This window comes from Paraglaciecola sp., assembly GCF_030730205.1.
In the GTDB taxonomy this organism is placed as follows: Bacteria; Pseudomonadota; Gammaproteobacteria; order Enterobacterales; family Alteromonadaceae; genus Paraglaciecola.
The window spans coordinates 1-15,001 of record NZ_JANQVQ010000143.1 but is presented as its reverse complement, the minus strand read 5'-3'; the positions used below and the strand labels follow the sequence as shown (position 1 = coordinate 15,001).

14 protein-coding genes are annotated in these 15,001 nt (G+C 42.9%); 8 read left to right on the top strand and 6 right to left on the bottom strand.

What is annotated here, in order from left to right:
• The coding region (locus NWQ57_RS10245; RefSeq protein ID WP_306022055.1) for an OmpA family protein at nucleotides 1-620 on the top strand (620 nt) is incomplete at its 5' end.
• 159 nt (nucleotides 621-779) lie between these two features.
• Here NWQ57_RS10245 and dnaB read toward each other — a convergent pair.
• Nucleotides 780-2,186: a replicative DNA helicase gene (gene dnaB, locus NWQ57_RS10240; RefSeq protein ID WP_306022054.1), complete on the bottom strand. Its 1,407-nt coding sequence runs from the start codon at nucleotides 2,184-2,186 to the stop codon at nucleotides 780-782.
• Between the two features lie 226 nt (nucleotides 2,187-2,412).
• Here dnaB and NWQ57_RS10235 point away from each other — a divergent pair, with 226 nt between their 5' ends.
• Entirely contained in the window at nucleotides 2,413-2,997 is a 585-nt protein-coding gene (locus tag NWQ57_RS10235; RefSeq protein ID WP_306022053.1) for a uracil-DNA glycosylase family protein, read from the top strand.
• Between the two features lie 12 nt (nucleotides 2,998-3,009).
• On the opposite strand, the gene recQ is transcribed toward NWQ57_RS10235, so the two are convergent.
• On the bottom strand, nucleotides 3,010-4,791 hold the full coding sequence (recQ, locus tag NWQ57_RS10230; protein ID WP_306022057.1) for a DNA helicase RecQ: 1,782 nt from the start codon (nucleotides 4,789-4,791) through the stop codon (nucleotides 3,010-3,012).
• Nucleotides 4,792-5,024: 233 nt separating this feature from the next.
• Between recQ and NWQ57_RS10225 the strand changes: the two genes are divergently transcribed.
• Together NWQ57_RS10225 and NWQ57_RS10220 are read left to right on the top strand one after the other, a co-directional pair.
• Nucleotides 5,025-5,645, top strand: coding sequence for a MarC family protein (locus NWQ57_RS10225; RefSeq protein ID WP_306022056.1), 621 nt, complete (start codon nucleotides 5,025-5,027; stop codon nucleotides 5,643-5,645).
• A 2-nt stretch (nucleotides 5,646-5,647) separates the two neighbouring features.
• Entirely contained in the window at nucleotides 5,648-6,109 is a 462-nt protein-coding gene (locus tag NWQ57_RS10220; RefSeq protein WP_306022052.1) for a thioesterase family protein, read from the top strand.
• Nucleotides 6,110-6,144: 35 nt separating this feature from the next.
• On the opposite strand, the gene NWQ57_RS10215 is transcribed toward NWQ57_RS10220, so the two are convergent.
• On the bottom strand, nucleotides 6,145-6,444 hold the full coding sequence (locus tag NWQ57_RS10215) for a hypothetical protein (RefSeq protein WP_306022051.1): 300 nt from the start codon (nucleotides 6,442-6,444) through the stop codon (nucleotides 6,145-6,147).
• Between the two features lie 137 nt (nucleotides 6,445-6,581).
• On the bottom strand, nucleotides 6,582-6,725 hold the full coding sequence (locus NWQ57_RS10210; RefSeq protein ID WP_306022050.1) for a hypothetical protein: 144 nt from the start codon (nucleotides 6,723-6,725) through the stop codon (nucleotides 6,582-6,584).
• 329 nt (nucleotides 6,726-7,054) lie between these two features.
• On the opposite strand from NWQ57_RS10210, the gene NWQ57_RS10205 reads away from it, so the two are divergent.
• The 4 genes from NWQ57_RS10205 to NWQ57_RS10190 all read left to right on the top strand — a co-directional run bounded on the left by NWQ57_RS10205 (nucleotide 7,055) and on the right by NWQ57_RS10190 (nucleotide 12,330).
• A complete protein-coding gene (locus tag NWQ57_RS10205) occupies nucleotides 7,055-8,431 on the top strand; it encodes a Na+/H+ antiporter NhaC family protein (protein WP_306022049.1) in 1,377 nt (458 codons plus the stop codon).
• Between the two features lie 120 nt (nucleotides 8,432-8,551).
• Nucleotides 8,552-10,144, top strand: coding sequence for a sodium:solute symporter (locus NWQ57_RS10200; protein ID WP_306022048.1), 1,593 nt, complete (start codon nucleotides 8,552-8,554; stop codon nucleotides 10,142-10,144).
• A 67-nt stretch (nucleotides 10,145-10,211) separates the two neighbouring features.
• A complete protein-coding gene (gene murQ, locus NWQ57_RS10195; protein ID WP_306022047.1) occupies nucleotides 10,212-11,132 on the top strand; it encodes an N-acetylmuramic acid 6-phosphate etherase in 921 nt (306 codons plus the stop codon).
• 7 nt (nucleotides 11,133-11,139) lie between these two features.
• Entirely contained in the window at nucleotides 11,140-12,330 is a 1,191-nt protein-coding gene (locus tag NWQ57_RS10190; protein WP_372340907.1) for an exo-beta-N-acetylmuramidase NamZ domain-containing protein, read from the top strand.
• Here NWQ57_RS10190 and NWQ57_RS10185 read toward each other — a convergent pair.
• Entirely contained in the window at nucleotides 12,327-13,175 is an 849-nt protein-coding gene (locus NWQ57_RS10185) for a MurR/RpiR family transcriptional regulator (protein WP_306022045.1), read from the bottom strand. The genes NWQ57_RS10190 and NWQ57_RS10185 overlap by 4 nt on opposite strands.
• A gap of 177 nt (nucleotides 13,176-13,352) precedes the next feature.
• On the bottom strand, nucleotides 13,353-15,001 hold a 1,649-nt coding region (locus NWQ57_RS10180), incomplete at its 5' end, for a glycoside hydrolase family 3 protein (protein WP_306022044.1).

Genomic DNA, 15,001 nt, shown 5'->3' with positions numbered 1-15,001 from the left:
TAGATATGTGTCCTAACACGGCGCCAGGTACACAAGTTGATGCCAAAGGCTGTGATATTGACCAAGATAAAGATGGCGTGTTAAACAGTTTAGACCTATGTCCTAACACTCCTGCTGGCACAAAAGTCAACAGTAATGGTTGTGCAATCGGCGCAGATGCAGATGGCGACGGTGTTGCTGATGCCGATGACAAATGTGCAAATACACCAATAACAGATAAAGTAGATGCAGTAGGTTGTAGCGTCTTTATGGAAGAAGAAGTTAGCCAAGAATTGAAATTCACTTTTGCTAACAACAGTGCGGTGATTGTAAACCACGTAAGTGACTTACAAGCCTTTGCTGATTTCATGAATCGTTATCCAAACACTGACACTGTAATTGAGGGTCATGCTTCAGCTCCAGGTGAAGCGGCTTATAACTTACAATTGTCTCAGAAGCGTGCGGATGCAGTAAGAAAGTTACTGATCACTAAATATGGTATCGATGCTTCACGTATCACTGCTGTAGGTTTTGGTGAAACGCAATTATTAGATACTGCTAATACACCAGCAGCTAATGCTAAAAACCGTCGCATTACTGCAAAGGTGTCAGCTAGCAAACGCGTTAAAGTAGAAAAATAGTCTTTCAATAGTAGACGAACAACAAAAAGGAGATGCATTGCATCTCCTTTTTTTATGCTTAAATTCGAGTTTTATCAGCCTTACGAAGAGAGTTACCCAGTAAAAAAGTCACCCCGCTTGTAAATTTTACAAGCGCTTACTTCTAACCTTTTTCAAGGTTTAATAATCATCGGCAACAGCCGGTCCTGCGTAATTATCAAAGCGCGAAAATTGACCTTGGAAAGTCAATCTACTGGTACCAATGGGACCATTACGCTGTTTACCAATAATGATTTCCGCAACACCTTTATCAGTACTTTCCTCGTGGTACACCTCATCACGATAAATAAACATGATTAAATCCGCGTCTTGCTCTATTGAACCAGATTCACGCAAATCTGAATTAATCGGTCTTTTATCGGCTCGTTGCTCTAGTCCACGGTTTAACTGAGATAAAGCGACAACTGGCACTTCAAGCTCTTTTGCTAGGGCCTTGAGTGAACGAGAAATTTCGGCAATTTCCAAGGTACGATTATCACTTAAACTGGGAACCCGCATGAGTTGCAAATAGTCAATCATGATAAGACTGATACCGCCACGATCTCGAGCAAGTTTACGAGCACGTGTGCGCACATCCATGGGTGTTAAGCCTGATGAATCGTCGATAAATAAATTATCTTTATCTTTGAGCATCGCCATCGTGTTAGAAATACGCGCCCAATCTTCATCGTTAAGCTGAGCGGTACGAATTTTCGTTTGGTCTACTCGACTTAATGAAGCCAACATCCTCATCATGATTTGTTCAGAAGGCATCTCTAAACTAAAGACCAATACAGGTTTCGTTTCGAGTAACATCGCGTTTTCGCATAAATTCATGGCAAAGGTGGTTTTACCCATTGAAGGACGCGCTGCTACAATGATCAAATCAGAAGGCTGTAAACCACTGGTTTTTTTATCTAAATCCGTATAACCAGTAGAAACACCAGTCACTTCTTTATTACTTTTTACCAGTATTTCTAAACGATCGATGGTCTTACCCAGCACAGATTCTACGTTTTTTGGGCCTTCATCTTTGCCCGTACGTTTTTCAGCAATTTCGAATACTTTACTTTCTGCCATATCCAGAATTTCGCCGCTATTGCGGCCTTCCGGATTATATCCCGCTTCAGCAATTTCATGTGCTACACCAATCAATTCTCGGGTTACTGCGCGTTCTTTTATAATTTGTGCATAGGCTGTAACATTTGCAGCACTTGGCGTATTACGCGCAAGTTCACCTAAATAAGCAAAGCCACCAGCGTCTTCTAATTCATTACGCTCTTCTAAATCTTCAGAAACAGTAATTAAATCAATTGGCTGACTTTTGCTTAACAAACGTAAAATTGCGCGAAAGATGATTTGATGAGAACGATTATAAAAATCTTCATCGTTGACTAATTCAGCTACTTTGTCCCACGCATCAGGAGCGATTAACATACTACCGAGTACAGACTGCTCAGCCTCTATAGAATGGGGGGGTATTTTTAAGCGCTCAACTTTTGGATCGGCATTTTTTTTCGATGTATCTTTCACGAATTTGCAGGTCATTAGGTGAATAATGGCCGATAAGTATGCGTCAAAATCACCGACATAGGAAGTTAAGTATTAAGGCAGGCAATGCACAAAATGCTTCTTTTAACTTGCCTCAATCACAATTTTTCATATATAAAACAATCGCTTGAAAACCGCTTTTGGCTCATTATTTTATAGCGATTTTTTTACATGGTAGTAGGCTGTGCTGATGTTTTAAGTCCTCGGAAACCCAACTCAATACATGTCTCCTTTTAATTCATTGCTAAGCGAAATAAAGCGTTGCCAAGTGTGTAGTCCATTTTTAGCCCTTGGCGCAAAGCCCATTTTACAGATACACCCGAAAGCTAAGATATTACTGGCGGGGCAAGCACCTGGAAAACAGGCTCATCTGTCGGGTATACCTTTTAATGATCCCAGTGGAGAGCGTCTGCGGAGCTGGTTAGGTGTCGAGCATAAAGAGTTTTATGATGCAACTCAGATAGCGATCCTACCAATGGGGCTATGTTATCCCGGTAAGGGCCGCAGTGGCGACTTACCCCCAAGACCAGAATGCGCTGTTACATGGCATGAGCGAATTTTGACGGCCCTACCCAAGATAGAATTGATCCTAGTAATCGGAAAATATGCACAGTCTTATTACCTAAACAAACCGTCTGCCTCAGTAAGCCAATTAGCGCAGAGCTGGTTAAAAAATCCCAGCCAGATAATTCCCTTACCGCATCCAAGCCCACGCAATAATATTTGGCTCAAACGCAATACTTGGTTTGAAAAGGAGATGGTGCCGATGATTCAAAAGCAGGTAAAAAAACTATCTAAATCCGACTAGCTCATGACTATACTAAGCTAAATGTCTTGCAATAGCGTCAATAAATCGTGGGCCATAGCGCTCTAGTTTGGTTTGACCTACTCCTGAAACCGCTAAAAATTCACGACTTGATTGCGGGCATTTTACTGCCATATCAGCCAAGCTTGCATCACTGAATACCACAAAGGGCGGAACATCATCTTGTTCGGCAATGTTTTTGCGTAAATGTTTGAGCTTGGCAAACAGTGCTCGATCGTAGTCTTGCTCAATGGCGCGCTTATTATTGCTTAAATCTATTGTCAAACGCGGCACAGCCAATTCTACATGCTGATTTTGACGCAAAACGGGGCGAGCTGCTTCAGTTAACTTAAGCACCGAATGTTGGGTGATATCCACCCGAAGAAAGCCCCTATGGATAAGTTGATTGATAATGTTGTGCCAATAAGCATCACTTTGCTCCTTTCCTATGGCAAAGGTACTCAGTTTGTCGTGCTGCAATTCAATAATGCGTTTTAATTGTTTCCCTCGTAACACATCAATTAAGTATTGACTGGCGACCTGTTGGGATAAACGATAGACACAAGACAACACCTTTTGCGCATCAATAGTGCCGTCAAACGCCTTAGGGGGATCCAAACAAATATCACAGTTTTGACATTGGCCGGCGGAATATTCAGCAAAATAATTCAGTAATATTTGTCGCCTACAAGTTTGCGCTTCACCAAAGGCTTCCATCGCGGCAAATTTTTGTAATTCGACTTCATTACGCGCTTCGTTCTCACCACTAGCGATCCACTGCCTAATACGTGCTGCATCTTTCTCATCGTATAATAATAAGGCTTCAGAAGGCATGCCGTCACGCCCAGCGCGACCAATTTCTTGATAGTAGGACTCAATACTACGAGGCAAATCAAAGTGCACAACAAACCGTACGTTTGACTTATCAATGCCCATGCCAAAGGCGACTGTCGCGACGATAATATCAATTTTGTCTTGAATAAAATCACGCTGAATGAGATCTCGAACGCCGCCTTCTAAACCCGCATGATAACCCGCGCAATTTACCCCTTGCTTCGCTAGGGCTAAGGTCAAATCATCTACTTTCTTACGGCTATTACAATAAATAATGCCGCTACCGTCTTGCTGTTTTACAAACTGTATCACTTGCTCTGTTGCTTTGTATTTAGTCACTTGGTTGTAACGGATATTTGGCCGATCAAAACTGCCCTTAAACACAAAGGGCTGCTCTAGGTTAAGCTGTTGAACGATATCGGCGCGGGTGGCTAAATCGGCGGTTGCGGTCAAACCGAGTATTGGAACATGAGGAAACTGCTGTTTTATTTGCCCTAATAGACGGTAATCTTTACGAAAATCGTGGCCCCAATGCGATACACAGTGGGCTTCATCTACCGCAAATAAACTGATAGTTAAGTTATGCAAACGTTCGATAAAGTCGAGTTTCATTAAACGCTCTGGAGCCACATATACTAATTTATAACGACCATCTTGCATGCCACGAAAAACACTTAGCAACTGCTCAGAATTGAGATTAGAGTTGATGTACGCGGCTTCTACGCCATATGCATTTAATGCATCAACTTGATCTTTCATTAATGAAATTAACGGTGATACAACAATACTTAAACCCGGCAAAACAAGCGCTGGTATTTGGTAACAGAGCGATTTGCCGCCGCCAGTGGGCATTAAAACTAAGGTATCGCGTTGCGCTAACACCTGTTCAATGACTTCTGCTTGCCCAGCTCTAAACTCGGTATAACCAAAAATGTTATTGAGTAAGGTGGTGGCTTGTTGCATCAAAGAAATAGGGGCAGTCAAATATCAACTCATCGTCATAAATTCAGGCCCGCAAGTCTAAAGGTTTTTTAGCTGTGCTTCACGAGCTTAGTAATAAAAATGTGCACAAAGACTAAGAATAAAAGTCTATCGCGTCGTTTTCATTTACCTCTACATGACACGCAGAGACGATTCAAGGTACTATCGGCGCTGGAAGCGATAGAGCATCCCCATACTGAATACGGAAGGACATGATGGACGATTTAATTAGACAATTTGTATTGCTGTGGGCTGTCATTGATCCCATCGGCACTATTCCCGTTTTTATCGCTGTCACCATCGGTATGAGTGGCAAACTTGTGCGCCAAGTAGCCATTAAAGCGACGTTAGTTGCGGCTATCGTGCTGATATTTTTTGTATTGGTAGGTGAATATCTGTTAGATGCCATGCAAATTCCCCTATCCGCCTTTCAAATTGCGGGCGGCATAATTTTATTCCTTTTCGCATTAACCATGATTTTTGGTGAAAGCAAACCTGAAACTGAGTTACATCTAGTGGAGAGCAATATGCACAAATATGTATTTCCACTTGCGATCCCCTCTATTGCATCCCCCGGGGCGATGATGGCGGCGGTACTCCTCACAGACAATCATCGATTTTCTTGGGTTCATCAGGGCGTGACAACACTCATCATTTTAAGTGTTCTGCTCATTACTCTTATTTTTATGCTTCTGGCCAGCCGCATTCTCAATGTGATTGGCGAGGCCGGTGCGAGTGTAGTAAGTCGGGTAATGGGCATGATATTGGCGTCCATTGCCGTTAGTGCGGTGCTACATGGCATAAGCAGCTTCTTTAACTTGGCTGCTGGAACTTAACGATGAGTCAATTAATTCAGGACGTAGCAAATCACATTACGCATTTTTTTAATGAAAATATGCCCTTCAATCAACTGTTGGGCATGCAAGTTAGCCATTTAGATGACTTTCAAGCAGAGATAAAATTAAATTGGCACGATAATCTAATGGGCAATCCGGTTCACAAAATATTACATGGTGGAGTCACTGCTGCAGTGCTAGATACCGTCGGAAGTGTTGCTGCTCTCTTATATGGCGTAAAGAGCTTGCGTTCTGAAGCTGAGATCCAAACCTTCTACGCCCAACTTGCCAATGGTGGCACTTTGGACATGCGCGTTGATTATTTGCGTCCGGGAAAAGGTCAGCAGTTTATCGCTAGCGCTCAAGTGATACGGCGTGGAAACAAAGTTGCTGTATGTCGAATGGATTTGCACAATGAAGCCAACGTGCACATCGCCACCGGCACCGCTACCTATATTATTTAAGTGGTAGAGCCCCTACGCTGTATTGTCAGGCTGCCCTATACCTCATTCATCGCCAGTAATGAGAGCCCTCGATTAGCATCTTCCACCGCGCGTTTTTTCCAGTTTTGTTCAAGATGTTTGTGCGCTTGCTGATAATAATGTTGTGCGCGCTCAAAGCGTAATCTAGGGTCTCGTGCGACAGGTAGGATAGCAACCCCATTGATTTTCACCCCTAACTGAATCAATTCTGGGGGCAGTTTTTGAGTAGCTTGCTGGTGTTGTAGCGGCTCACTGATTGCAAATATAGAAGCCACTGAGCACAACACCAGTAATAGTGTGATTGATATCGCTTTCATCGTATTCTCCTCATTCCGTAAGGCTTAAAAGTAGCCCTGCTGTTTGGTAAAAATGAACAAAACTGTTTTTAACTCATTATCTTTCTGAATGTATGGTGTCATTAGTCAGCTCTACACTGTTAGTCCACCAAATGTAGCTAAGACTTAAGCCACACGTTTACACACTGGGTTGCGTAGGCTAAAGAACCAAACCAATTAAAACGATGAATAGACTTGCCCAGCATGAGTGAACCTGTATTGCCCCGTTGTTGGTTTATTTGAAAATCATGAGTTTTTTTCATACGTAAATTCTGGTTTAAATTGAGTGACTGCAGTCAATTAGCTAAATCAATGCCAAAAAATAACCCACTGTTTTTATTGGTAATTTTCTGCAAGCAAGCAGATTGATACGGTGTCTTAAGAATTATTTTCCGATGTACTTGTAAGAATTACCTTGAAACATGCCGATAAAAAGGCATTAGTTATTGCAGTTAATATTAATTATACGAATAAAATATTATTTTTCTTGCTACAAAGCCTACCCTGATATTGACCTACTCAGGTGAATAGCCCAGTATAATCGCTAAAAAATAGCAATGTGCAAATTGCAATACTAAAACAGGAACCCAAGATGGACATCTATTCAATCATTCCACCCATCGTCGCCATCGTGGTGGTCTTTTGGAAAAAGGAAGTCATCCTCGCCTTATTTCTAGCTATATTAAGTGCCGAGTTTATTAGCCTGTTTGCCAGCCCCGACACCTCTTTATGGCTAACGCCCATTAATACCATTGAGCAAATTGTGAGTATTGTCAGTGATCCCGGCAATGCCAGGGTGTTGTTATTTAGTTTATTAGTTGGCGCTCTTTTAGCCTTTATACGGGATTCCGGTGGTGTAGCGGCTACAGTGAATTTTTTAATCAACAAAGGCATCGGTAAAAGCAAAAGGCAAGTGGGTAGTTTGACCATGTTTACGGGTATTGCGGTATTCATTGAGTCAAATTTAAGTGTGCTTACAGCTGGAATTCTAGCCCGCGGTTTATTCGACAAATACAAAATGAGTCGGGCGCGTTTAGCGTATATTATTGATAGTACGAGCGCCCCGGTGTGTATTTTAATACTACTCAATGGCTGGGGAGCTTTAGTATTAGGCTTGTTAAGCAATTATGAACTCACTGAAACGCCAGTTAGCATTTTAGTAGGCACCATTCCCTTGAATTTTTACGCACTTATTACGCTATTTGTGGTGGCTTACACGATAGCCAAAGATAAAGTGCACGGTCCGATGAAAGAGGCCGAAAAACTGTGCGAAACCTCTAATCAGAGTTTAGAAAACACAGCTCCCACGAAAGCGCGTTTTATGCTACTGCCGCTAGGCGTCATGATATTTGGTATGATTGCATTTATGCTGTGGACGGGGCAAGGTAACTTAATTCAGGGTAGTGGCACTAAATCCGTACTGTATTCCACATTTTTAGCTTGTGTTGTCGCCTATTTATTATTGCTATGGCACAAACGTTTTACTCATCATGAAGTTGTGCAGTTAGGCTTCAAAGGAATTGGTGAACTTCTACCCGTTGTTACCATTGTCCTTTTATCACTTACCCTTGGTGCTAGCCTAAAAGAGTTAGGAACCGGTGTTTATGTCGCTGGACTCGTGGGGGATTACTTACCTTTAGTGTTGGTTGCCCCGATGCTATTTATTGCTGGCGGTATTATGTCTTTCACCACCGGCACGTCCTGGGGTACCTTTGCCATACTCGTACCCATTGGTGTGCCACTCATTCAAACCCTAGGATTGCCACCGTCATTAGTGATTGCAGCAATACTCGGTGGTGGAGTGTTTGGTGATCACTGTTCACCTATTTCTGATACAACGGCTATTTCATCTATTGCGGCAGGTTGCGACTTACTCACACACGTTAAAACACAAATGCCATACGCCTTATTTGCAGGTGCGTTGAGCATCGTTGCTTACACTGTTGCGAGTATTGTGATGATTGCATAAAACGATGGCAACACGGTCTTTAGTGCGATGGTGAAAGCTGAATTATTATTTCTTATATACAAGCAATTGAGAATAAACTATTCTAAAAACATTGATAAACCACAATAACAAGAGCGCTCAATGTTAGAACAATACTCAAGCTTAGATTGGTTAGTTTTTGCTACGTATGGCTTGGTATTATTAGGTTCTGGCTGGTTTTTTAATCGTAAATCAGCTAACAGCCAAGATTACTTTCTTGGTGGAAATTCCATGTCAGTATGGGTAGTAGCGATTTCTGTTCTTGCCACATCCCAATCTGCTGCCACATTCTTAGGCGGCCCCGATCAAGGCTATCGTGGCGACTTTTCATATCTTACTTCAAACATAGGCGCTTTTATTGCCGCGCTCTTTGTTGCTTATTTTCTCATCCCGCGCTTTTATCAATTTAAGGTGTTCACCGTTTACGAATTACTAGAAAAACGCTTTGGGACAAAAGCTAAACAATATTCAGGCATGATGTATTTATTTGGTCGTATATTTGCTAGCGGTGCCCGGTTATACATGGCGGCAATAGCTATTTCGATGATTTTGTTTGGTGATATTGCTGCAATGCATGTCATTATTGCAGTATTCATTATTGCTGGTTGCGGACTACTGTATACCGTTTATGGCGGCATTCGCTCGGTCATCTACAGTGACGTGCTGCAATGTGGCATTTATGTAGGAGCGGCAATAGCAGTTGTGTACTGCCTCTATGCTGCTATACCTGCAGATTTTAACACTATCCTACACGCCTTATCTGAGCCAAGCCCTGGGGCAGCCTCTAAACTTACCTTTTTTCACTTTGATCTCGATTTTAGCGCTAAGGGAGTATTTAACTTTTGGTCGGTCATCACCGGCTTTGTGCTGCTAAACATCGCGGCTTTTGGCCTAGATCAAGACATGACCCAACGAGTACTAACGTGTAAAAATGCGCGTCAAGGGAGCAAAGCCATGTTGTATTCCGTGGTCATGGTGGTACCCGTCATGCTCGTTTTTATCAGTATCGGCTTACTGCTTTTTATTTTCTATGATCGGCCTGACATAATGAATAACGGGTCTTCTAGCAATGTCGTGCCTAGCTTTAAAGGCGAATCGGTTACGATCTTCATGTACTATGTACTTAATGAAATCCCAGCTGGCATAAAAGCCCTCGTCACAGTAGGGATTATCGCTGCGGCCTTGTCTACTTTAAATTCCGGCCTTAACTCGATGTCATCCGTAGTTGTGCAAGACCTCTATAGACCCTGGTTAATGCGTCGTCGGCAAGATATTAGTGATCTGCACTATGTAAAGGCCGGTAGAATAGGCATGCTGGTGGTGGCGGTAGCACTCAGTGCCATGGCTTGCCTATGCTATTTTTGGCAACAACACTCTGACATGCCCCTCTTGCAGTTTGCACTCAGTGTAATGGTATTTTCTTACAGCGGTTTGCTTGGCGTCTATTTTACTGTGCTGTTTACGCATCGTGGTAATCACCGCAGTGTATTAGCAGCATTGTTAGGAGGTTTTATGCTGACCTTGTTTTTTCAGCCCTATGTCATGGCGCTGGTCCTCCCGCAAGAGTGGCTGTTTGACTTAGGATTTACATGGCAACTTTGCATCGGCAGTGCCTTGGCGTTTGCGATTTGCAGTAGTGGTTCAAATCAGTCTGAACCCGATCGTGAACAAAATGAATTTATACAAGATAACTAAAGGGATTTGGTATATAAAACATACCCAAATTGCCGATGTTCATTAAATAAAAAATGTGAAAATTACCATGACCCGAAATCCTCTTTTAAACGAGCTCCATTCTATATTGTCTGAAACTCGCAATAGCAGCACTTTAGATATCGATTTGCTCTCAACAGAAGCGATTCTGAATTTAATCAATGAGGAAGACCAAAAAGTTGCTTTAGCCATTAAACCGGCCTTACCCTTTATTGCCCAAGCTGTAGACTGCATTGTTGAAGCCTTTCAAAATCAAGGCCGTTTAATCTACATTGGCGCGGGTACAAGCGGACGTTTAGGTATACTCGATGCCGTTGAATGCATCCCAACGTTTAGCGTGTCGGAAGAGATGGTCATCGGTATTATTGCCGGCGGTGAAAAAGCCATTAAACGAGCCGTTGAAGGAGCAGAAGATAATCAAGCTGCAGCCATTTCAGACTTAAACGCCGTCAACTTCAATGCTAAGGATGTTGTCGTTGGTATCGCAGCAAGCGGTCGGACACCTTATGTAATTTCGGCTTTAAAATATGCAAAACAAATTGGCGCAAAATCAGTGTCTCTGAGCTGTAATCCCAATTCTGCAATCGGTAAAGCGGCAGATATCGAAATTTGCGCTGCCGTCGGCCCAGAAATTCTCACAGGCTCCACCCGCATGAAGTCAGGCACGGCGCAAAAACTCATTTTAAATATGTTAAGTACCGCCAGTATGATCAGAATTGGCAAAACCTATCAAAATCTTATGGTTGATGTCAGTGCCAGCAATGAAAAACTCTATGCCAGAGCTTTGCTAATTGTGATGCAAGCCACAGACTGCAGCGAAGAAACCGCGACCCTGGCCCTAAAAGAAGCAGGTAACGAAGCCAAATTAGCGATTTTGATGATACTCACCCAATCTGATGCTGCACAGGCAACACAGCTCTTACAGCAACACCACGGTTTTTTACGCAAAGCCGTGCAAAGTAAAGGGTAATGAGAGAGTGACACGTACATTTTCAACGAAAACTCTCGTCGTTTTCTGTCTGGTGTTTATCGCTAGCGCCTGCTCCACAATTGACACACACGTACCAGTAACTATGCAAGTGGGCGCCGAACAAGGTGAGCGCTACTTGCCTTTGCTTAAAAATAAGAAGGTGGGTTTAGTCGTTAACCAATCGTCCTTAGTCCACGACCAACATTTACTTGATTATTTACTGGCCAATAAGATTAATGTGCTGCGTATTTTTGCGCCTGAACATGGCTTTAGAGGCGACTATGACGCAGGTGCCCATGTTAAAAATGCTATAGACGCTAAAACAGGGGTGGCAATCAGTTCCATCTACGGTAAGCACAAAAAGCCTAGCCCTGAATTAATGGATGAGTTAGATGTCGTAATCTTTGATATTCAAGATGTGGGCGTCAGGTTTTATACCTTTATTAGTTCGATGCATTACATGATGGAAGCGGCAGCAGAATCAGGTACCCAGTTTATGGTACTTGATCGTCCAAACCCTAACGGCAGCTTTGTAGACGGGCCTATTCTTGAACCTGATTTTCAGTCGTTTGTTGGTATACACCCAATTCCTATTTTACACGGCATGACCTTGGCTGAACTTGCCCGCATGATTAAAGGAGAGGGCTGGATAAACCAAGCTGAGTCTCTAAACCTAGTCACTATTGCCAATAAGCACTATCAGCGGGATATGCCCTACGAATTGCCCGTCGCACCGAGCCCTAATTTACCTAATCGCCAATCAATTCAGCTCTATCCTTCACTGTGTTTTTTTGAAGCAACGCCTGTCAGTATTGGCCGAGGTACCGATTTCCCTTTTCAGGTCATGGGCCACGACATGATTTCCTTGGGTGACTTTGAATTTACGCCAGTATCGAAGCCAGGCAGCGCTTTGCATCCAAAACTTGAAAACCAACTCCTGTTTGGTACTGATTTACGTGCTAGTGCAATACAAGGCTTAGATTTAAGTTTATTTATTCAGGCTTTTTCCCAGTTCAAAAAAGCCGGATTTGGTTTTTTTGAACGGCCTGATTTTATGGACAAATTAGCGGGTACCGATAGTTTACGCTTGGCCATACAGCAAGGCCAAACTGCTAAGCAAATCAAAGCGGCATGGCAAACTGACTTACTTACCTTTAAACAACAACGTAAGCCCTACTTACTGTATCCAGATTATTAAGACATCCGTCTAAATTCGCTCACTACCGCGTTAGTTTTCTCTAAGGTTTGACGACCTTGGCGAGAAGACTGAGTTATCGCGATAAACAGAATATCAATAATAAACTCCTGAGCGGTGCGCGCTAATATGGACGACAAACGTGCTGACTCTTCGTCGGCAACTGAAAACAGTTTTACATCAGCCAAATCTGAAATAGGATTGCTGCCGTAACGGGTAATAGAAATCACTTTTGACTGATTTTTTTTGGCCTGACTCACTACATTAACGATTTCTTTAGTACTGCCCGATTCGCTGATAGCAAATACTAAATCGTTGTCAGACAACGTCGCGGCAAAAGCCAGCTGAGCATGGGCATCGGGCTCTTCAATGGCCAACATGCCTAACTTTTGTAACTTATACGAAAAATCTTTCCCCACTAAAGCCGACCCACCCAAGCCACAAATTAAAATACGTTTGGCAGATTTCAAGATGTCTACTGCGGCTAAAAAGGCCTTTTCGTCATTCAGTTTTTGGGTTTCACTTAACACTGCCATTTTGCTACTAAGAAGCTTATCTGACATTTGACTAAAACTATCAGTAATGGTGATTTTACCATGCAAGGTACCGCCACTGGGCGCAGTGTTTAGCGCATCAATAATGCCCAATTTAAAGGCGGGATAGCCTTTATACCCGAGTTTCTGGGCAAATTTAACGACACTAGATTGACTGACGCCTACCACATTGGCTAATTCTTGTGATGATAACTCGCGGATTGCATTGGATGAGTCGAGAGCGAATTTGGCTAATTTTAATTCACTGCTCGATAAAGAGCCTTTAAGGGCTTTAATTTTGCTAAATGTTGACATTAACACTCATAAATATTTTATTTAAACATTGCGAATAATTGTAGCCCATAGCATGTGAATAAATACATTAAAATATCTAAAATCAGCGTTTTACATAATCAACAGAAATGGAATATCCACTCATCTTGGCAGCAATATTTTATTTATAGCTCGTTTTATTATTTTGCTATATGTCGCTTATAAGTCAATGGTCACAGGCAAAGTACCTGTGGCCACTTTATTACCGGTAATGACATCCGCTAACGCGTTAAAAATGGCGCCCTCAAACTGCGTGATTAAACGGCCAGATTTGTCCATGTATTCCACTTTATTGCTGTTATAAGCAAAACTCGCCAATATAACATCTGCGTAATGCGCAAAAACATTAACGTTGTAAGGTGCCCGCAGGCTAATAAAAATGGTGGTTTTTCCTTGGGCTTTGGCTGCCTGTAGCAAGGCTAGCTGTTGACTTAATTGCTGCTCTTTAGGTGCTCTATCGCGCCACGTTTGAATGTCGTCCATACCGCCTAGTTCAACTAAACTTTGATCCGGTGAGATATCTGCAGCAATGATCACATCCGCTTGCTCGCGCATATCAAAATCTGAACCCTGGTTACCGTTCGCTACACTGCCACACTGAATGTTTACCTTGGGTAATCGTGTTGTAAGCGCTAAGGTCAAGGCCATACATTTGGTCGTATCTGGCATACTTAAATAGACTGACTTCAAGGTTTGCTTGAGAGGCAATACACCAGCATCTTTGATTTGAACAATGGCACTGTCAGCCAAGGCTTGTTCCACCTGCCGATGACGGGCATTGCCTAAGGTGGCTTGTGCGTTTTCAATGGCTTGCTCTAAGGGCAAAGTATTGCGCTGAGCAAGTTGATATTGATTTTTTACCTGTTCAATACGCTGTGCCGAGAGAGTGATTTCTTGTTTGTCTAAGCGCTCGGTTTGCACGGCTTTTACCACATCATCAATGAGTGCATCTAATTTGCCAATATCTGCAGGGCGTCGAATAGCAATCGGCATTAAGGCAATATCAGCGCCAGCAGCAAAGGTTTGAATAACCGCTTCGGTTTTATCAAAAAAGTGAGATATGCCCGCCATATCCAAGGCATCGGTGACAATAAGGCCTTTAAATGCCATTTTATCACGCAGCAAATCCGTCAAAATTTTACGCGACATTGTCGCCGGTAAAATCGTGCTTTCACCTTCTTTGGTGGTAAATAGCGTATTGTCTAGCTGCGGATATTGAATGTGAGCGGTCATGATCATGGCAGGTGCATTTTGGTCAATCGCGTATTGGAAAGGCAGTAAATCCGATGCCTCTATTTGCTGTAAACCATGTTCAACCCGGGGTAAACCGGTATGGCTATCTACGCTGGTATCACCGTGTCCAGGGAAATGCTTCAAGGTTGCCATCATACCTTGAGCCTGCATCGCCGCCATTTGTGCAGTGCCTAATTCTGCCACTATGTTTGCATCTTCGCCGTACGAGCGCACGTTGATCACTGGGTTAAGCGGATTTACATTTACATCTACTGTAGGTGCAAAGTTTACATTGAAGCCAAGCGAGAGCAGCTCCTTAGCAATAATTTCACCGCTGAGGCGCGCAAAATAATCGCCATGCTGCGCATAGGTAGCGCCGATGGCCATATTACCAGCAAACGAGGTCGCAAGGTTTTGCGGAATACGGACCACTCGCCCACCTTCTTGGTCAATGGCAATAAATAGGGGTGAGTGACCACCACGCTGCGCCGCTTGTTGTAAAGCATAGTTTAGCCTCAGCATTTGTTCGGTGTTGTCTAAATTATCAGCAAATAACACCACACCACCGATGCCGG